The organism is Corynebacterium nasicanis (assembly GCF_042658165.1).
Classification (GTDB): Bacteria; Actinomycetota; Actinomycetes; order Mycobacteriales; family Mycobacteriaceae; genus Corynebacterium; species Corynebacterium nasicanis.
Genome location: NZ_JBHSQE010000001.1, coordinates 561,697 through 580,653, shown reverse-complemented (window position 1 = coordinate 580,653; position 18,957 = coordinate 561,697). Strand labels below are relative to the sequence as shown.

Genomic DNA, 18,957 nt, shown 5'->3' with positions numbered 1-18,957 from the left:
TCATGACCGACTACTCCCACCTCATCTCCGAGCAGCTCTTCATCGACGGCTGGACCGCGGGCACCTCCGAGCGCGAAGCCTCCACCGTCAACCCCTACAACGACGAGGTCATCGCGACGATCCGGCAGGCCTCGCAGGCGGACGTCGATAAGGCCTATGACGTCGCGAAGCAGCGACAGCCCGCGTGGGCGGAGCTGGCGCCGAAGGACCGCGCCGCCGTGATGAACAAGGCCGCGGATTTCATCGAGGAGAATTTCGACGCCGTCGTGGCGCTCATCCAGGCGGAATCGGCGTCGACGATCGCGAAGGCGAGCATCGAGACCGGCCTGGCGATCGGGTCGCTCCGCGAGGCCGCGCAGTTCCCGACGCGCATCACCGGCCAGATCCTCCCCTCGAACACCCCCGGCAAGACGAACCTCGTGTTCCGTGAGCCGCTCGGCGTGGTCGGTGTCATCAGCCCGTGGAACTTCCCCTTCGCCCTCTCCATGCGCTCCGTGGCACCGGCCCTGGCCTGCGGCAACGCCGTGGTACTCAAGCCAGCCTCGGACACCCCGCTCGTCGGCGGCCTGGTCCTGGGCAGGATCTTTGAGGCCGCTGGCCTGCCGCAGGGCGTGCTGGGCATCGTCGTCGGCGCGGGCGCGGAGATCGGCGACTACTTCGTCGAGCACGACGTCCCCTCGCTCATCTCCTTCACCGGCTCCACCCCGGTCGGCCAGAACGTCGGCGTCAAGGCCGTCGGCGGCAGGCGCATGAAGAAGGTCTCTCTCGAGCTCGGCGGCAACGCCCCGCTCGTCGTGCTTGACGACGCCGACCTCGACCAGGCCGTCGGCGGCGCCACCCTGGGCAAGTTCCTCCATCAGGGACAGATCTGCATGGCCGTCAACCGCATCATCGTGCAGGCTCCGGTGTACGACGAGTTCGTCGAGAAGTTCGCCGCGCGCGTGCAGGGGCTGACCTTCGGCGATCAGCTCGACCCGGGCACCATCGTCGGGCCGCTCATCAATGACCAGCAGGTGCAGTCCGTCACCGCCAAGATCGACAAGGCCCGCGCCGAGGGCGCCCGCGAGCTCGTCTCCGGTCCCATCGAAGGCCGCGTCGTCGCCCCGCACGTCTTCGCCGACGTCACCCCCGACATGGAACTGTTCCGCGAGGAAATTTTCGGCCCCGTCGTCGGCATCATCAAGGCCGACAGCGAGGAGCACGCCCTCGAGCTGGCTAACGACACCGAATTCGGACTCTCCTCCGCCGTCTACACCCGCGACCTCACCCGCGGCGTGCGCTTCGCCCGCCGCATCGAGGCGGGTATGACCCACGTCAACGACATCACCGTCAACGACGAGGCCCACGTCATGTTCGGCGGCGAGAAGAACTCCGGCCTCGGCCGCTTCAATGGCGAATGGGCCATCGACGCCTTCACCACCGAGCACTGGGTCGGCGTCGCCCCCGGCGAGGCGCAGTTCCCGTTCTAACTCGCTTATCGACGCCCCCCGCCGTGCGCCCAGATGCCCCGATCCGGTATCTGGGCCGCTGGCGTTTCCGCCACCCTGACATAGGAGATGAGTGATGAACTCCCACACCTCTCGTGCCCCCGCGCACCTCTTTGCGGATGTGCAGGACTTCACGGCCGCCGTTTCCCGGGCCTTCACTCCGGTGGAGATCACCACGGACACCAGGAAGCAATTCTCTGGTTCCCTGGAAGCCCGGAACATCGATGACATCCTTGTTTCCTACGTGCAGGCGAGCGCCCACGAAGTCTCCTACGGGGGCCATGCGCTCCACGGCTCTTCGTCGCTGAAGCTGTACTACCCCCTCAAAGGGAACGCGACCGTGCGCCAGGAGGGGCGGGAGGCACTCGTGTCGGAGGGGCAACTGGCGGTTCATGACACCTCGATTCCCTATCAGGTAGTGGCTGAGAGCGGTTTCGAATGCCTCATTGTCAAGATGCCGATGTCGCGCATGCGGATCGTCGGGGAGGGGATGCAAGAGTTCCGGGCGGTCCGTTTCACGCCGGACGACGGCCCTGCCCGTCTGGTGGTCCCGATGTTCTCGGGCCTCGCCTCCGGATTCGAGGAGGTGGGCGGCCCGCAGCGCCATCTCATCGGCAGAGCGCTCACGGACATGCTGGGCATGATGTTCACCGCCTCGCTCGGAGACACGCTCTCGGAGGTCGAACGCCAGCGCAGGGCCCAGCGGGCAGAGATCACCGCGTGGATCGGCCGGCACATCATGGATGAGGACCTTTCTCCCGGCCGGATCGCAGCAGAGAACTATCTGTCCAAGCGGACGCTGCACAGCCTGTTCGCGGCGGTTGACACCTCTGTGGGGGCCGTCGTCCGCGAACTCCGGCTCGCCCATGCGCGTGACCTGCTGCTTTCCCGCCCCGAGATACCTGTCCTTGAGGCCGCGCGCCTGTCCGGATACACGGACGCCTCGCATTTCAACCGTGCGTTCAAAGCCGAGTTCGGTCTCCCTCCGGGGGCTTATCGACGCGGCTCCTCCTGAATTCTCGGTGCGCTGGGCGTCCATTGCTCGTGCACTCGGATGCAATCGTCGCCCTGAGTGTGGGTGAGACAGTGGTCTCAGCAGTTCACAACAGTGATCTGAAACACAGTGGGAAGTGGGTTGACCATGAGTATTCAGCAGCTCGAGGCCCTCCTGGCCGCCGCGGAAGGCGGGCCGGATTTCGGGGATCCGCCGGAGAAGGCACGCGCGGACTTCGCCGCGATGCTCCAGAGCCTGCCTGTTCCGGACAGCGTGAGCGTTGAGGAACGTGAGCTCGGCGGCGTGTCGGCGATCCGGGTAACGCCGGAGGGTGCCGAATTTTCGTCGGGAGTGATGTATGTCCACGGTGGTGCCTACATCGCCGGATCGGCCCGCGATTACCTGAGCGTGGTCGCGGCATTGGCGGTCAGCCTGCAGATGCCTGTGTACGCCATCGATTACCGGTTGGCTCCGGAGGCGGTGTTCCCTGCCGCCATCGATGACGCACGCAGTGCCTTCCTGGCCCTGGCTCAGGAGATGGGGGCTAAGAACGTCGCGGTCGTGGGTGATTCCGCGGGCGGCGGACTCTCGCTGTCGTTGCTGGCACACCTGAAGGACCGGGGCGAACTCCTGCCTGCGGTAACGGTGCTCCTGTCTCCGTGGACAGACCTGAGTTGCTCCGGGGGCAGTATCGAGACCAAGGCCGCCGAGGATCCGATACTCACGGCTGAGGGGCTCCGCAATGCCGCGCGCATCTATCTCGACGGGGCAGATCCTCGTGACCCCGCAGCGTCGCCGCTGTGCGCCGATCTCTCCGGGCTGCCGCCGGTCCATGTTCATGTCGGCTCCCGCGAAATTCTTCTCGACGATGCCCTCCGCCTTGCAGATCACGGCGACGTGGACGTGCGAGTGTGGCAGGGCATGGTGCACGACTGGTGCATGTTCTGGTTCGCCCTGGACGAAGCGCAGGAGGTGTTGGACGTGGTGTCCGACCAGATCCGACGCGCTGTCAGTGTGGTGGCCAAGTGAACAAGGACGTCATCATCATCGGGGCCGGGGTCGCCGGCCTGTACATGCTCCACACCCTGCGGAAGCAGGGGCTCGATGTCCACATCGTCGACCGGGCGGCCGGAGTCGGAGGAACCTGGTACTGGAACCGCTACCCGGGGTGCCGATGCGACATTGAGAGCCTCGACTACTCCTACTCCTTCGATGAAGCCCTTCAGCAGGAGTGGAAGTGGACGGAGAAATACGCCTCCCAACCCGAGATCCTCGCCTACCTCGAACACGTGGCGGAGCGCTTCGACCTGCATCGGGACATCTCGCTCAACACGTCGATCGATAGCGCAGAGTTTGTGGAGGATACCCAGCGTTGGAGGCTCACCACCTCTGACGAGCGGATTCTGGAGGCCAAGTATGTGGTGATGGCCACCGGAGTGCTGTCCGCTCCCAAGGACCCCAGGATCGAGGGGCTCGAAGACTTCGAGGGCCACGTGCTCAAAAGCGCGTCCTGGCCCCAGGGGGGTGTTGACTTCACCGGACGGCGGGTCGCCCTCATCGGTACCGGGTCGACCGGGATCCAGATGGTGCCGAAGATCGCGGAGCAGGCGGAGCGCCTCTACGTTCTGCAGCGCACCCCGAGCTTCTCCATCCCCGCCCACAATCGTCCGCTGAGCGATGCCGAACAGTCCGAGGTGAAGAGCTCCTACGCCGATTTCCGACGCCGGGCGCGCAGCTCGCCACTGGGAGTGGACACCAAGAGCGATCCGCGCAGCGCCGTGGAAGTTGATGCTCACACCCGGGAGAGCGTCTTCCGGGCGAACTACGACTACGGCAGCCCGATGCGCTTCGCCAACAGCTTCAACGACATCGTGGTGTCCGAGGAGGCCAACGCGCATGCGGTGGACTTCGTCGCGGAGCGAATCCGGGAAAGAGTCACAGACCAGGCGACAGCTGAGAAGTTGATCCCCCGCAGCTACTTCCTCGCCACACGACGGATGTGCATCGACACCGACTACTACGAGACCTTCAACCAACCCAACGTGGAACTGGTCGATCTGCTGGAGAATCCGCTGGAGCGGGTCGACGCCACGGGATTCGTCGTCGATGGCGAGCACATCGAGGTCGATGACATCGTCCTGGCCACCGGTTTCGACGCCATTACCGGTGCCCTGAGCCGTATCGACATCCGCGGTCGAGACGGACGAGTGCTCAACGAACGGTGGGCTGACTATCCGGCGAGCTTCATGGGGGTCATGGTCCATGGCTTCCCCAACATGTTCACCATCACGGGGCCCTTGAGCCCCTCCGTGAACAGCAACATGTTCGTGACGATCGAACAGCACGTCGAGTTCATCGCCGGCCTCATCGCCGCCTCCGAAGGGCAGGGGACAAGCACCGTCGAGGTCAGCGCGCAGGCGGAAACCGACTGGTGCACCCATGCAGAGGAGGTGTCGCACCAGACGCTGTTCCCACGAACGGAGTCCTGGTACACCGGAGCCAACATTGAGGGCAAGCCTCGGGTAGTTCTTCCCTACCTGGGTGGTGTCGGGGCCTTCGACAAGCTGCTCGACGAGCAGGCGGAGAACCACTACCCGGCTTTCGAGTTCGCGTAGGGGCCTCTACCTGCGCACATGAAAAGGTGCGAGATACTGCCCCGCAAGGGCCGGTGTCTCGCACCCTTTTTGCGCCTCCCTCGGTCCGGCACTGCGTTAGAGGCCAGTGCCGGCCCCTTCCCCCGGCTACCGTGGAGCCATGGATCTCACCTTCGATACCACGGCCAACTCCGCCTACCTCACCCTCGGCCCGCCGGCGCAACGCACCCACCGCGTCATCGGCGGGCTTGCTTTTCAAGGCATGAACGGCGAGGTCATCTTCGACCTTGACGCCTCCGGCCGCATCATCGGCATCGAGTTCGACGGCGCCCGGGAGTTGCTCCGGCCGGAGGCGTTGGAGGGGTAGGGGGCTTTCGGCCTGGCCCCTTAATGTTTATGCTTATATTGGACCGGAAATGAGCATGGACATTAAGGGGCCCTGTCGTGGATGCCACCGAGAAGCTGCAAGGCTTGCTCGACCGAGCGGGCATGCTGGTGGTCTCTGACGCTCTCGCGCTCGGGGTGAGCGCTCCTACCGTCTATGCCTTCGCGCGACGTCACGGACTGCAGCGCGTGGTCAAAGGGGTGTACGCAAGTGATGACGCGTGGATTGATGACATGCACGTCCTGGCACTTCGTTCCGGCAAGGTGGTGTTCTCCCACGAATCGGCGCTGTTGCTGCACGATCTCACTGATCGCGAACCGACTGCACTCACCGTGACCGTGCCCGCCGGATACAACGCCAGCACCCTCGCGGCTGACGGTGTGAAGGTCCACTACATCAGGCCAGACCTTCACGATACGGGCAAGGTGCCGATGCGCAGCCCTGAAGGAAACGACATCCCTTGTTACGATCTCGAGCGAACGATGTGCGACATCATCAGGTCGAGGTCTCGGATTGAGGGCCAGATCTTCACTGCAGCACTGCAGGGCTATGTTCGCAGGCCCGACAAACGGTTGGACGTCCTCGACGTCTACGCCACGAAGCTGGGTATCGGAGGGGTGGTGACCAACTATTTGGAGGTCCTCTTGTGAGGATGTCGAGCGCGGAACAGTTGAAGGCGCGTTCTAAACCTGCTTCGGTGCTATATCAGGTGGGGCCTCATCCACGAGCGGTCTGATCTCACTCGAATCGGTCGAACCACTTTTCATTGACCGTCGGCTCGAGGCGGACACCAGACTCGCCGTCGTCCTTGATCAGCTCAGCTAGCCGCTGGCCATCAATCAGGTCAACGGTAGGTGTAGTTAGAGTGGCAGCCCTGCGTGCTGGCTCGGTGAATCGGCTGAGGGTCACCAGAATGGCACGTTCAGCTCCCTTCGTCTGCGCGTCGCGCTGAAAGAGTGCTACCACTTCTCGGCTGATAGCCTTTCCATTCGGGGCGTATCGCTTGATTTGCACTGCCACGCGCGAAGAAAGGACAGGGCTGAGTGGGGCGGTACCGATGCCATCGATTCCTTCATCTGCGGTGCCACCGACATGCGTCAGCTTCAATCCGTAGCGCTTCAGGAGATAAAGAACGAACTTTTCAAAAGCTTCAGGACTCATACGATGAAGCCGGTTGAGTAGTTGTTCTTCCCAGTTGGTGAATTCCTCGTTGTCTGCCTGGGTCTCGGCGATGACCTCTGCTGAGGGCTCCTCGTGTTCATCCTCGACATCATTATGAGGTTCACTGACCGGGCCCTTCTCACGTGCGATTTCAAGTCGACGTTGGCGAATGCGGTCCTTGTATGCTTGCTTCACTCGCCTGGTGGCTTCCGTTTCAGACATGGTGAGGAGCTCTTCGCCGAAATCGGTGAGCATATACATTCCGCGGCTAGGCTGCTCGAGCCCTCCGACAAGCTTAGCGGTAGAGCGGCCCCATTCCGTGCGGTCGCGGAGGACGCTCACGTTGGGGCGGGTCGGGTAGGAGATGTCGATAAGCACATCCGAGTTGGGCAACAGCGAGATGACTTCGTCGACCACCTCGCGGGATCGGGCTGTTCCTCCCAGGTTCTTTACTGCTTTAAGTACCGGTAGTACCAGTTCCTGGTGGGTCGGCATCCCCTTTCCGGAGAACGACATCTATTTGGTTCCTTCCCGAAGCCCGTCAATGATGCGAACCGTGTCAACGGCTACACGCGTCACCTTAGCAATCAGTTCGGCGATGTAACGCGGGTTTCCGACCTCGTCGGCCCAATCGTTGGGATCGTTGATGATGCCCGAAGCCTTGTCCTTCTTGACCTTATATCGGTCAATGATCCATGCCAGGGCCGAACGCGAGCCGAGCATGTACTCCTCGGCTTCAGCCGGAATATCTGAGATGGTGATCTTCGAGTTGTAGATCAACCGGGTGACGTCGTTGACGCTTTTACCTGTTTCGGCGTCCTTCTTCTTCGCCCACTTCAGGGCGGTCATTCGCCAAGTTTCTCGGTCCTCGGGATCAGCTGTGGGCTTGACCTCGATAACCACCGGCCACGGCTCGACGTCCTCGTAGTCCACGTGTAGGTTCATGAGCTGCTCGCCGGCGGTCACCACCTGGTTGAAACGCGCCCGGTCGGTGGGGGGTTCGATGTGCGGCAGCATCTTCTTCAGATCCGCCTCATAGGTCTCCCGGTATGTCGGATCATTCAGTTGACCGTAGACGTAGTGGAAGATGTCATCACCGGTGACATCTTCACCAAGAGCGTCGCGGTAGAGATTCTTAATCTCGTAGGTGATGTTATCGACGCGGTAGTAGCCGTCAACGATTTCACCGATCTCGCCGTAGCGGCTCACCTCCGCGTGCTTATCGGCGCTCGCTGGGCCGAAGTTCAGCTCTCCCACGCGAGGCTCCCCAAGCTCCCAGGTGAAGCGGGGGAAGTATTGGCCTGTATATGTGAAGAAGGAAAGATCTGGTATCAAGTTCGTTGCGAGGACGGCAAAATTTGCTGCGTCCCGCGGTGCCATCACAACGAATCCGATGTTGGTGTGCTGCGGGGTCGGGAACATCGATGGCAGACGGTAGCGTCTTTGATTGAGGTGGGCGGCAAAATATGCGCACTGTGGAAAGAACGGCCGATAGTGGCTCGTAACATGCGAGAACGTCGAAGCCTCGATTCTCACGTCCCTCGCTAGTGAAACTTTGAGGTTTGCATCCCACGAAATGTTAGTGGTTACCGCGAATTCAGGATGCTCGGACAGGAATAGGTTGACGTCTGTCTCCCGGGGTGAAGCCACCCCTCGCGAAGCGGCCCATGCTGCGAAAGCCGGGCGTGCGGCTTCGTAGGTGTCAATCAGGGTGCGGATGTTGGTGCTTACTTGTTCCCGTGTGGGGGCGTAGCACCAGGCATCACGCGCAGTCTTCAAACCGGAGGAGAATTCAGTGAAGAAGGTCGTCGCTGTTCTGGATTTCCCTGCCAGCACCGGCCAGGTCTCAAACTCATCTGAGCGTTGGCAGACCCAGTCACCGTGCTGGTTCGGGGTGATCTCTTGCCATTCAATGTTGTCGATGGTGGACCGGGCCACGATCTCGAGCTTTTTCTCGGCCGTGAGGTAGTCACCAATGTCGTTGTAGTGGATGGTGCAGCCGGTATTGCCGGGGTCGACCACACCGATGGTGATGGCGACGGTGGCTCTGCTGCCGGAGCCGAAGACTTTGCCGCCCTCCTTGCGGGACTGTTCACCGGCGGTGCGCTGATTACCGCGCAGGTTGAACACGTAAAGGTCGGTGAAGTCCTCGGCCATCGAAAGGCGCACACCATCGCCGGAGTTGCCGTCAATCCAGCCGCCGTTGGACACGAACGCCACTACTCCCTGTTCTCCGATGCGGTCGGTGGCCCAGCGGTAGGCACGCAGGTAGGAGTCGTAGAGGGAGTTTTTGTTGGTGGCTGTCGATTTCGCCGCATAAGTTTCAGCGATCCGGGCATCCAGTGTCGGGTACTTCAGGTTGGCGTTGAGGTCATTCGCCGACGACTGCCCTACTGAGTAGGGCGGGTTGCCGATGATGACCCGCACGGGGGCTGACTTTTGCCGTTCAATGCGGGAGTTATTGTCAACGAAGTAGTCGAGGTCGAGTTGATCGTCGACCTCGTGGATTTGGAAGGTATCAGCAAGCGCGATGCCCTCGAATGGTGCATATGAACTGGTCGGGGGGGGGGTGCCATTTTCTAAGCTGGCAAGAGCACGCTCCCGCTGACTGGTTTCCTTCCTTAACGCTTGATAGGTCGTCTCAATGTTCACGGCTGCCACATAGTAAGCCAGCAACATAATCTCCGTGGCGTGGAGCTCGGTGGCGTATTTGCGGGCCAGGTCTTCGGGCCTGATCAGGCCGGACTGCAGGAGGCGGACCATGAACGTGCCCGTCCCGGTGAACGGATCCAACACATGGACCCCTTCGTCAGTGAGTCCGCGGCCGAAGTGTTTGCGGGAGACGTCGTCGGCGGCGCGCAGGATGAAGTCGACGATCTCGATGGGGGTGTAGACGATGCCGAGGGAGTCGGCCTGCTTCTTGAAGGCCTTCTGGAAGAAGCGCTCGTAAAGCTCCTTGATCACAGTCTGCTTTCCGGAGGCGCTGGTGACTTCGGCGGCGCGGAGGCGGACGGAGTCGTAAAACTTGGTCAGGGATTCGGTCTCGGACTCGAGCTGGGAATCGGAGAGGGCCTCGACCATGCGGTTCATCACTTGGGCGACCGGGTTGTGGGAGATGAAGTCGCTGTCGGCGAAGAGGGCGTCGAAGACGGGGGCGGTGATCAGGTGCTGGGAGAGCATGCTGATTGCTTCGGCCTCGGTGATGGAGTCGTTAAGATTGCCGCGCAGGCCTTCGACGAAGCGCTCGAATTCGGTGCGGATGGGGCTGTCGGCGGCGTCGATAAGTGAGGTGATGCGGATGACCTGGGCTTCGGCGATGCCGGCGACATCGTCAGCCCAGTCCTCCCAGTAGGTGCGGGTACCGACCTTATCGACGAGCTTGGTGTACAGCGCCTCCTGCCACTGCTCCAGGGAGAACAGCACCATCTGGGTGGCTGTGTTGTCCGCGTCGGCGTAGGCCTCTGTGTCAGAAGTTGCCCCGACGTGGTCCTGGACCACTGGCAGGTCCTTGACTTCGCCCTCGTTAAGGGAGATGGAGTTGACCTGCGCGTTGAAGCGGTCGTCGTGGGCACGTAGGGCGTTGAGGATCTGCCACACGACCTTGAAGCGGACGTTGTCATTGAGCGCCTGCGACGGTGCGACACCGGGTGGGACGGCGACGGGGAGGATGATGTAGCCGTAGTCCTTGCCCTCGGATTTGCGCATGACGCGGCCAACGGACTGCACGACGTCGACCATGGAGTTGCGCGGATTGAAGAAGACGACGGCGTCGAGAGCCGGGACGTCCACGCCTTCGGAAAGGCAGCGAGCGTTGGTGAGGATGCGCGTCTTGTCCTCGGGGAGCGGGGACTCCAACCACGTGAGATGGGAGCTGCGTTCCATGGCGTTCATTCCGCCGTCGACATGGTGGGCGCCGACTTCGAGGTCGATGTTAAGGAGCGAAATGTCGTTGGTGGCTGCTTTCTCGCGCAGTGTGTCCGTGAAGGTGGAAATGAGCGAGGGGAAGGACTCGGAGATCTTCTTTGATGTCTTGATGTCACGTGCGAAGGCCACGGTGCGCTGCATGGGGGCGGCGCCCTCCTCGAATCCTGCCTTGGTGCCCTGCTCCTTTCCGGAGCGCTTCGCTAGGGCAGTCCACGTGCCGATCATGGCTGAGGCCAGATCCAGCGTCAGTTCTTGGCCGGGCTGCGGGGTGAAGCGAGCCATGGTGTCAGAGGCGAGCTGCTCGTCGACGGTCATGACCAGCACCTTGTAGTCCGTGAGCAGGCCCTTCTCCACGGCCTCGCCGAAGCCGAGGCGGTGGAACTCCGGGCCATAGACCCCCTCATCATCCATGGAGGCCAGCTCGGCCGAGTGCTCGGCAGCTTTGCCCTTGACGGAGTCGTCGAAAAGCCGCGGAGTGGCGGTCATATAGAGGCGCTTGGCTGCCTTGATGTACTTGGCGTCGTGGACGCGGACGAAGTTGGACGCGTCCTCGTCGGCGAGAGTGACGCCGGTGGTGCGGTGGGCCTCGTCGCAGATGACGAGGTCGAATTCGGGGAGCCCGGCAGCTTGAGCATCATGGATCGCGGGCAGCGACTGGTAGGTGGAAAACACGACGGTGAGGCCAGCTGCGCGCTTGCGGTGCTCGAGGCGGGAAGCAATATCGGAGCCGTTGGTGGAGACCGGAACCTCGAGGTCATAGGTGGCGATGTCCTCGGCGGCTTTGGACACCTTGGAGTCGGAGCAGACCGCGTAGGCGCGGAGATCTAGGCGGGCCTGAGCGGTCCACTCACGCAGAGTCTGGGAGAGCAGGGAGATGGACGGGACGAGGAAGAGGACGCGGGCACTTCCTTGCTTTACTTTTTGGTCTTCTGTCTTGGCTGTGACCGGTGCATTGTTCTTGGCAATCTGCTCTGCCAGACGCAGCGCAGTGAAAGTCTTACCGGTGCCGCACGCCATGATGAGCTTGCCGCGGTCGTGGGTCTCAAAACCCTCGATCACCTTGGAGATCGCGGTCTGCTGGTGCAGACGCGGTTCGAAGGTTTCCTTGAGCTCAAGGTTGATCGTCAGTTCGGAGTTGGGGTATGCGATATCCCAGTTGATGGGGGAGCTGTCGAGATTGCCTACGCCGATGCGGCTGACCGGGATGGGCTGGTTATCCAGCATCTCCTCTGCGTTCTTGCTCCACTTGTCCGTGGTGGAGATGATGATGCGGTTGGCGAAAGTTTCCTTGCCGTTCTCCGTGGTGAATTCCCGGCCCGAGCGCTCAAAGAAGGAGTCCAGGTGACTCTTCTGCAGATAGGTCGTGGGTGCGTAGAACTTGCACTGGATGGCGGTCCACCTACCGTCTTCGGAGCGGCGCGCCACCAGGTCGATGCCGGTGTCCGGGAACTGTTCGCGGTACGGCCAGTCGTTCCAGCCGTAAACCTCGTCATATTCCGCCGACAGTGTGGGATCCAGCTTGAAGTAGTTGATCATCAACTTCTCGAACGACAACCCGTGGTTTCCGTGGGTGGGGTTCTCACGCAGTGCGGACAGGGCATCCATGATCGACGACATGCGCTCTATTGTGCCCGAGCCACCCTTTTTGAAGGTGGAGGCTGGAGCAGGCGTGGGACGGACAGCTGAAATGGGGCGAGGCAGGACGAGGACGAGCGTGCTATCCTCACATCATCGCCGCCTGTTACGACAGGTTTGGAAGTAGACCCTGGGACCCCAGCCGGACGGCTGGACCCAGGGTCTACGCTTATTCCCGGAGAGAATCCGGCGTAAAGCGGTGAAGGACCACCTTGTCCTGGAGCTTTTCCCAGTACTGGGTTTCACCCAGAAAGGTGGAATTGTAGGCACCGAGGACGACGTCAGGGAGCCACAACAGGGGATTATCCCCACCACGCTCGTGGCGCACCCGAATGTCCGGGCACTGCCCCTGCGTCTGGAGCGCAACGACATGGGCAATGTCTCGCTTGTTCTGTACTTCCTGCCTGCTCTCTACGACGACCTCGGTGACCCCCACGTTGGAGAGTTCGAAATAGAGTTGTTCGAAGCATTTCCGCCGGAAGCGCTCGGTTTTCCGACTGGTCCCACTGGAGTGGGAAATGATCACCTGCATGAAGTCGATGTCGGCAACGGCGCTGGTGATTTTCTTACGCCTGATCCTGCTTTCATCAGTCCAGTGCAGTTTGATCTGGCCGGGTAACCGTAGGGGAAGAAGGTGCTTCCGAACCGCTGCGGCCTCCGCGGAGCCGACGAGGGTGGCGCAGACCATGTACTCCTGCCGAGTGGCGGATCGACGGGCCGAGGATTCGTCGACATAGGCAACCAGATCGGTGTGCACGCAGACAGGCTATCCCAGTGCTTCCCTACTCGTTGGCGACCGCGATTCCTTCACCATCCCCACATGACAACACCGCCGCCTCCCCGTGAAGCGGGGAGACGGCGGCGTCGATAAGCGGCGGTTTAGCCGAAGAAGTCGACCAGGGCCTTGGTGACCTGCTCGGGCACCTCGATGGTCGGCACGTGGGCGCCGGGGGTGACCTCGACGTACTCCACCGAACCGAACACGCCCTCGGCGATGGCCTTGAGCGCGGAAGGCGGGGTCGACTGGTCGTCCGTGGCGGCCAGGGTGAGCACCGGGACGGTGATCTCGGCGAGGCGATCGCGGATGTCCCAGTGGGCGAGGGCGTCGGAGCAGGAGGCGTAGCCGGAGCCGCGGGTGGAGGTCACCATGCGACGGTAGCGGGCGGTGGTCGCGGGGTGTGCCTCCTGGAAATCGGCCGTCAGCCAGAAGTCGATGACACCGTCGGCCATCGGCTCGAGGCCCTGCGCGCGGGTGAGCTCGGCGCGCGGGTTCCACTTTTCGGGGCCCCCGAAATACGCGGCGGTGCACAGGAAACCGGCGCGGGTGACGCGCGGGGAGGTCAGCGCCAGGTACTGCGCGACGGCGCCGCCCAGCGAAAGGCCGACGACCTGGAACCTATCGATACCGAGCGAATCCAGCGTCGACAGGACATCGTCGGCCAGATCGTCAAAGGTGGTCGAACCGGGCTCGACGTCCGGGTCCGGGGACAGGCCGTGCCCGCGGTGGTCGAGGGCGATGACGCGGCGGGTCTTGGACAGCTCGTCGAGCTGCGGGAGCCACATGTCGGTGGTCGAGGCGATGGAGCCGAGGAAGACGATCGGCTCGGAATCGGAGGAGGGGCCGTAGGAGACGGAGTGCAGGATCATGGTTTAAGCCTCCACCTTCTCGATCACGGCCGCCAGTCCCTGGCCGCCGCCGATGCACATGGTGACCAGGGCGGTCTGGGCGTCGGTACGCGCGAGCTGGTAGGAGGCGGTGACGAGCATGCGGGCGCCGGTGGCACCGACCGGGTGGCCGAGCGAGATGCCGGAGCCGAGCGGGTTGAGGCGCGGGTCGTCGGCGGGGATGCCCCACTCGTTGAGCACGGAGAGGGCCTGGGCGGCGAAGGCCTCGTTGAGCTCGATGAGGTCCATGTCATCCAGCGTGAGGCCGAGGCGGTCGAGCACCTTCTTGGTGGCCGGGACCGGGCCGATGCCCATGGTCTCCGGGGCGACGCCGGCGACGGCCCAGCCGCGGAGCACGACCGCGGGCGTCAGCCCCAGCTCCTCGGCCCTGGCGCGGGTGGTGACGATCATCGCGGCGGCACCGTCGTTCTGCCCGGAGGCGTTGCCGGCGGTGACGGTGGCCTCGGCGAACTGGCGGCCCAGGATGGGGCGCAGGGTGGACAGCTTCTCCAGGTTGGTGCCGGGGCGCGGGTGCTCGTCGGTGTCGATGACCAGCGGCTCACCCTTGCGCTGCGGGATGGTCACCGGCACGATCTCCTCGGCGAACAGGCCCTGCTGCTGGGCGGCGACGGCCCGCTTGTGGGACTCGACGGCCATCTCGTCCTGGGCCTCGCGGGTGATGGAGTACTCCTCGCGGAGGTTCTCGGCGGTCTCGATCATGCCGCCCGGGATCGGGTGGTTCTTGCCGCCGGCGGTCTCGCGGGCCTCGGCGAGGCGGTCGCGGAAGACCATGTTGCCGCCCTTCTTGCCCCAGCGGACGTCGGCGTCGACGGTGTACTCGGTGCGCGACATGGACTCGGCTCCACCGGCGATGATGAGGTCGGCCGCACCCGTGGCCACGTGCGCGGCGGCGGTGACCACGGCCTGCAGGCCGGAACCGCACCGACGGTCGAGCTGCATGCCCGGGACGGTTTCACCGAGGCCGGCGTCGAGCGCGACGACGCGGCCGAGGGCCGGGGCGGCACCGTTGGGGGAGGCCTGGCCGAGGATGAGGTCGTCGACGTCCTCCGGCTGGAGGCCGGAGCGCTCCATGACGGCGCGGACGACGGTGGCGGCCAGCTCCTGCACCGGCACGGAGGTGAACTGCCCGCCGTAACCGCCGACGGCGGTGCGCAGGGGGGTGCAGATGACGATGTCGGTGGGGTTGTTCTCAGTCATGTGGGGGTCCTTAACCTTAGAAGAGTTCGGTGGCCGCCAGATCGGCGGAGATGAGTTCAGCGGTGTCGATGAGCGCGGGGAGGAAGCGATCGTGCAGCTCCTCGAGGTCGTGGACGACGGTCTGCGTCGAGACGTTGACCGCGGCCACCACCCGGCCCGCCGGGGAATGGACGGGGGCCGCCAGGGAGCGCAGGCCGGGCTCCAGCTCCTGATCGACGATGGCGAAACCCTGCTCGCGGATGCGGACCAGTTCGGCCCGCAGGGTGGCGGAGTCGGTGATCGTCGACGGCGTGAACGCCTGGAACTCGACCTTGTCCAGGTAACCCTCGAGCTCGTCGGCGGGCATGCCCGCGAGGATGACCCGGCCCATGGACGTGGCGTAGGCGGGGAAGCGGGTGCCGATGGTGATGGACACCGTCATGATCCGCCGCACCGGGACGCGGTTGACGTAGACGACGTCCGGGCCGTCGAGCACCGACAGGGAGGAGGACTCGCCGATGTGGCGGGAGAGTTCCTCCAGGCGCGGCTGCGCGATGGCGGGCAGCCCGAGCCCGGACATGTAGCTGTAGCCGAGCTCCAGGACGCGCGGGGTGAGCCAGAAATCGGTGCCGTCGGTGCCCGCATAACCCACGGTCACGAGCGTGTGCAGGAAACGCCGGGCGGTGGCGCGGGCCAGGCCGGTGGCGTCGGCGACCTGGGCGAGGGTCTGGCGGGGCCGGTCGGCGTTGAACGTCCGGATGACGGCGAGGCCCCGGACGAGCGACTGGACGTTGGGGGTGTCCGGTGTGGCCACGTTCGACTCCTTTCTGTTCGGGAAACAGGTTCGCTGTGAGAACCCTTGTGCATTATCTGAACACCAGTGTACAGTCTGGGCCATGCTTGACAAGACCCTCCCCTCCACTGATGCGGCCGTCGCCGACATCCCCGACGGCGCGACCATCGCCGTCGGCGGATTCGGACTGGTCGGCATCCCCGCCCGCCTTATCGACGCCCTCCGCGAGCAGGGCGCGACCGACCTGACCATCGTCTCCAACAACCTCGGCACCGACGGCTTCGGCCTCGGCCTCCTGCTGGCAGACAAGCGCATCTCCAAGTCCATCGGCTCCTACCTGGGATCCAACAAGGAGTACGCCCGCCAGTACCTCGCCGGTGAGCTCACCGTCGAATTCACCCCGCAGGGCACCCTCGCCGAGCGCATGCGCGCCGGCGGTGCCGGCATCCCCGCCTTCTACACCACCGCCGGCGTGGGCACCCAGGTCGCCGAGGGCGGCCTGCCCCAGCGTTACAACGCCGACGGCACCGTCGCCGTCGTGTCCAAGCCGAAGGAGACCCGCGAGTTCGGCGGCCAGCTCTACGTCCTCGAGGAGTCCATCCGCGCGGACTACGCCCTCGTGCACGCGCACAAGGGCGACCGCTACGGCAACCTCGTCTTCAACAAGACGGCCATGAACTTCAACCCGGACGCCGCCATGTCCGGCAAGGTGACCATCGCGCAGGTGGAGCAGCTTGTCGACGTCATCGACCCCGAGGACGTCGACCTCCCCGGTATCTTCGTCCACCGCGTCGTCGAGGTGGGCCCGCAGGAGACCGGAATCGAAAACAGGACGGTGACCCAGTAATGACCTGGACCAAGGAACAGATGGCCGCCCGCGTCGCGGAAGAGCTCGAGAACGGCCAGTACGTCAACCTGGGCATCGGCATGCCCACCCTCATCCCCGGCTACCTGCCGGAAGGCCTCGAGGTGGTGCTCCACTCCGAGAACGGCATCCTCGGCGTCGGCCCGTACCCGACCGAGGATGAGCTCGACCCCGAGCTCATCAACGCCGGCAAGGAGACCATCACCATCACCGAGGGTGGCTCCTACTTCTCCTCCTCCGACTCCTTCGCCATGATCCGCTCCCGCGCGGTCGACGTCGCCGTCCTCGGCGCCATGGAGGTCTCCCAGTTCGGCGACCTGGCCAACTGGATGATCCCCGGCAAGATGGTCAAGGGCATGGGCGGCGCGATGGACCTCGTCCACGGCGCCCAGCAGATCATCGTCATGATGGACCACACCACCAAGAAGGGCGACTCCAAGGTCCTGCCCGCGTGCGTGCTCCCGCTCACCGGCGCGAAGTGTGTCGACATGATCGTCACCAACTACGCCGTCTTCACTGTCGACGCTGTCGAGGGCCTCACCCTCGTGCAGTGCGCCGAGGGCGAGACCGTCGAGTCCGTCCGCGCAGTTACCGACGCCCCCTTCGAGGTCGCAGAGGGACTGTAAGACTTTCAGGATTTCCCGGGGGCCCGCTCTCGGGCGACCTGGGGTTTCTCCCCGGTCGAGGGGTGCCGCTCCTGAAAATCTGACACCAGGCCCGTTTCCCCGCCTCCGGGGAGGCGGGCCCTGCCATTGGGCAACGCGGGGCGTCATGGGGCGTCGATAAGCATCGGCCTCGTGGCGCTCGGCCGTAGTTTGACCCGCCGACTACAGTGGTGGGGAACCTGTCCGAAGTCCGCGAAGAGCAAAGCGAGATAGATACCCTCATGGCACGCATGCAAGAAAGCGCCGACCTGCTCAAGTGCTCCTTCTGCGGAAAGAGCCAGAAGCAGGTGAAGAAGCTCATCGCCGGCGGCGGAGTGTACATCTGCGACGAGTGCATCGAGCTGTGCAACGAGATCATCGAGGAAGAGCTCGGCGCCGCCCAGGCCGCCGAGGCCAAGGAGGACAAGCTCCCGCGCCCCTCCGAGATCTCCTCCTTCCTGGACAAGTACGTCATCGGGCAGGACAAGGCCAAGCGCATCCTCGCCGTCGCGGTGTACAACCACTACAAGCGCATCCGGACCGAGGACACGGCGTCGACGACCGCGCGACGTAAGAAGGACGACGTGGAGATCGCGAAGTCCAACATCCTCCTGCTCGGTCCCACCGGCTCCGGCAAGACCTACCTCGCGCAGACGCTGGCCCGCATGCTCGACGTGCCCTTCGCCATTGCCGACGCCACCTCCCTCACCGAGGCCGGCTACGTCGGCGAGGACGTGGAGAACATCCTGCTCAAGCTCCTGCAGGCCGCCGACTTCGACGTCTCCCGCGCCCAGCGCGGCATCATCTACGTCGACGAGGTGGACAAGATCTCCCGTAAGTCCGACAACCCGTCGATCACCCGCGACGTCTCCGGCGAGGGCGTCCAGCAGGCCCTGCTGAAGATCCTCGAGGGCACCACTGCCTCCATCCCGCCGCAGGGTGGGCGCAAGCACCCCAACCAGGAGTTCATCCAGCTCGACACTTCCAACATCCTCTTCATCGTCGCCGGTGCCTTCGCCGGACTGGAGAAGGTCATCCAGGAGCGCGTGGGCAAGAAGGGCCTCGGCTTCGGTGCGGAGATCGAGTCCGCCACCGACCGCGAGAAGACCGACCTCTTTGCGCAGGTCCGCCCCGAGGATCTGGTGAAGTTCGGCCTCATCCCCGAGTTCATCGGCCGCCTGCCCATCGTGGCCACCGTGGACAACCTCGACCGCGAATCCCTCGTGCAGGTGCTCACGGAACCGAAGAACTCCCTGGTCAAGCAGTACCAGCGCCTCTTCGAGATGGACGAGGTCCAGCTCAGCTTCTCCCCGGACTCCCTGGAGGTCATCGCCGAGCTCGCCCTCGAGCGCGGCACCGGAGCCCGCGGCCTGCGCGCCATCATGGAGGAGCTCCTCGTGCCGGTCATGTACGACATTCCCGATCGTGACGACGTCGCCGAGGTCCTCATCACCGCCGATGTCGTCCGCGGCGAGGCCGAACCGGAGCTGGTGCTCGAGGGGGAGCAGCAGGAGACGGCGTAGCTCCCGCCGAGCTGACATCGGCTCGGCGTTTCCGCAGGACGGCACTGATCCCGCGGGTTGAGGTCAGCCCGGCGGGCGTCGCCACCCAGC

Annotated in this window: 15 protein-coding genes; 9 read left to right on the top strand and 6 right to left on the bottom strand. The window is 63.9% G+C overall.

The genetic code is table 11. The features are described from left to right. Positions 1–2 precede the first annotated feature (2 nt). The 6 genes from ACFPUZ_RS02865 (at position 3) to ACFPUZ_RS02840 (ending at position 6,110) form a co-directional block, all read left to right on the top strand. Complete coding sequence (locus ACFPUZ_RS02865) at positions 3–1,469, top strand: aldehyde dehydrogenase family protein (RefSeq protein WP_376999684.1); 1,467 nt, start codon at positions 3–5, stop codon at positions 1,467–1,469. A gap of 94 nt (positions 1,470–1,563) precedes the next feature. Further along, on the top strand, positions 1,564–2,502 hold the full coding sequence (locus ACFPUZ_RS02860) for an AraC family transcriptional regulator (RefSeq protein WP_376999682.1): 939 nt from the start codon (positions 1,564–1,566) through the stop codon (positions 2,500–2,502). Positions 2,503–2,628: 126 nt separating this feature from the next. Beyond that, entirely contained in the window at positions 2,629–3,510 is an 882-nt protein-coding gene (locus ACFPUZ_RS02855) for an alpha/beta hydrolase (RefSeq protein ID WP_376999680.1), read from the top strand. After that, entirely contained in the window at positions 3,507–5,096 is a 1,590-nt protein-coding gene (locus ACFPUZ_RS02850) for a flavin-containing monooxygenase (protein WP_376999678.1), read from the top strand. Before ACFPUZ_RS02855 ends, ACFPUZ_RS02850 begins: the two co-directional genes overlap by 4 nt. Positions 5,097–5,235: 139 nt before the next feature. After that, positions 5,236–5,442 carry a DUF2283 domain-containing protein gene (locus ACFPUZ_RS02845; RefSeq protein ID WP_376999676.1) on the top strand — a complete coding sequence of 69 codons (207 nt, stop codon included), beginning with the start codon at positions 5,236–5,238 and terminating at the stop codon, positions 5,440–5,442. 77 nt (positions 5,443–5,519) lie between these two features. Then, positions 5,520–6,110: a type IV toxin-antitoxin system AbiEi family antitoxin domain-containing protein gene (locus ACFPUZ_RS02840; protein WP_376999674.1), complete on the top strand. Its 591-nt coding sequence runs from the start codon at positions 5,520–5,522 to the stop codon at positions 6,108–6,110. A gap of 88 nt (positions 6,111–6,198) precedes the next feature. Here the strand turns inward: ACFPUZ_RS02840 and ACFPUZ_RS02835 are convergent, their stop codons facing one another. From ACFPUZ_RS02835 to ACFPUZ_RS02810, 6 genes are all read right to left on the bottom strand, one after another. Next, on the bottom strand, positions 6,199–7,137 hold the full coding sequence (locus tag ACFPUZ_RS02835) for a restriction endonuclease (protein WP_376999672.1): 939 nt from the start codon (positions 7,135–7,137) through the stop codon (positions 6,199–6,201). Continuing rightward, positions 7,138–12,162, bottom strand: coding sequence for a DEAD/DEAH box helicase (locus ACFPUZ_RS02830; RefSeq protein ID WP_376999670.1), 5,025 nt, complete (start codon positions 12,160–12,162; stop codon positions 7,138–7,140). Positions 12,163–12,349: 187 nt separating this feature from the next. Next, a complete protein-coding gene (locus ACFPUZ_RS02825; protein WP_376999668.1) occupies positions 12,350–12,937 on the bottom strand; it encodes a hypothetical protein in 588 nt (195 codons plus the stop codon). Between the two features lie 122 nt (positions 12,938–13,059). Next, positions 13,060–13,827: an alpha/beta fold hydrolase gene (locus ACFPUZ_RS02820; RefSeq protein ID WP_376999666.1), complete on the bottom strand. Its 768-nt coding sequence runs from the start codon at positions 13,825–13,827 to the stop codon at positions 13,060–13,062. A 3-nt stretch (positions 13,828–13,830) separates the two neighbouring features. Beyond that, positions 13,831–15,063, bottom strand: a complete 1,233-nt coding sequence (locus ACFPUZ_RS02815; RefSeq protein ID WP_376999664.1) for an acetyl-CoA C-acetyltransferase — start codon at positions 15,061–15,063, stop codon at positions 13,831–13,833. A 16-nt stretch (positions 15,064–15,079) separates the two neighbouring features. Next, positions 15,080–15,856: an IclR family transcriptional regulator domain-containing protein gene (locus ACFPUZ_RS02810; protein WP_376999662.1), complete on the bottom strand. Its 777-nt coding sequence runs from the start codon at positions 15,854–15,856 to the stop codon at positions 15,080–15,082. 82 nt (positions 15,857–15,938) lie between these two features. Here ACFPUZ_RS02810 and ACFPUZ_RS02805 point away from each other — a divergent pair, with 82 nt between their 5' ends. The 3 genes from ACFPUZ_RS02805 (at position 15,939) to clpX (ending at position 18,867) form a co-directional block, all read left to right on the top strand. Further along, positions 15,939–16,682: a CoA transferase subunit A gene (locus tag ACFPUZ_RS02805; RefSeq protein WP_376999660.1), complete on the top strand. Its 744-nt coding sequence runs from the start codon at positions 15,939–15,941 to the stop codon at positions 16,680–16,682. Further along, entirely contained in the window at positions 16,682–17,326 is a 645-nt protein-coding gene (locus tag ACFPUZ_RS02800; RefSeq protein ID WP_376999658.1) for a 3-oxoacid CoA-transferase subunit B, read from the top strand. Before ACFPUZ_RS02805 ends, ACFPUZ_RS02800 begins: the two co-directional genes overlap by 1 nt. A gap of 260 nt (positions 17,327–17,586) precedes the next feature. Then, positions 17,587–18,867 (top strand): ATP-dependent Clp protease ATP-binding subunit ClpX, encoded by a 1,281-nt coding sequence (clpX, locus tag ACFPUZ_RS02795; protein ID WP_376999656.1) that lies wholly within the window; start codon positions 17,587–17,589, stop codon positions 18,865–18,867. Positions 18,868–18,957: the final 90 nt, after the last annotated feature.

Bases quoted from the DNA above. Each gene is read 5' to 3' on its own strand.
- ACFPUZ_RS02865 (WP_376999684.1), top strand. From the start codon at position 3: ATGACCGACTACTCCCACCTCATCTCCGAGCAGCTCTTCATCGACGGC.
- ACFPUZ_RS02860 (WP_376999682.1), top strand. From the start codon at position 1,564: ATGAACTCCCACACCTCTCGTGCCCCCGCGCACCTCTTTGCGGATGTG.
- ACFPUZ_RS02855 (WP_376999680.1), top strand. From the start codon at position 2,629: ATGAGTATTCAGCAGCTCGAGGCCCTCCTGGCCGCCGCGGAAGGCGGG.
- ACFPUZ_RS02845 (WP_376999676.1), top strand. From the start codon at position 5,236: ATGGATCTCACCTTCGATACCACGGCCAACTCCGCCTACCTCACCCTC.
- ACFPUZ_RS02835 (WP_376999672.1), bottom strand. From the start codon at position 7,137: ATGTCGTTCTCCGGAAAGGGGATGCCGACCCACCAGGAACTGGTACTA.
- ACFPUZ_RS02830 (WP_376999670.1), bottom strand. From the start codon at position 12,162: ATGTCGTCGATCATGGATGCCCTGTCCGCACTGCGTGAGAACCCCACC.
- ACFPUZ_RS02820 (WP_376999666.1), bottom strand. From the start codon at position 13,827: ATGATCCTGCACTCCGTCTCCTACGGCCCCTCCTCCGATTCCGAGCCG.
- ACFPUZ_RS02815 (WP_376999664.1), bottom strand. From the start codon at position 15,063: ATGACTGAGAACAACCCCACCGACATCGTCATCTGCACCCCCCTGCGC.
- ACFPUZ_RS02805 (WP_376999660.1), top strand. From the start codon at position 15,939: ATGCTTGACAAGACCCTCCCCTCCACTGATGCGGCCGTCGCCGACATC.
- ACFPUZ_RS02800 (WP_376999658.1), top strand. From the start codon at position 16,682: ATGACCTGGACCAAGGAACAGATGGCCGCCCGCGTCGCGGAAGAGCTC.
- clpX (WP_376999656.1), top strand. From the start codon at position 17,587: ATGGCACGCATGCAAGAAAGCGCCGACCTGCTCAAGTGCTCCTTCTGC.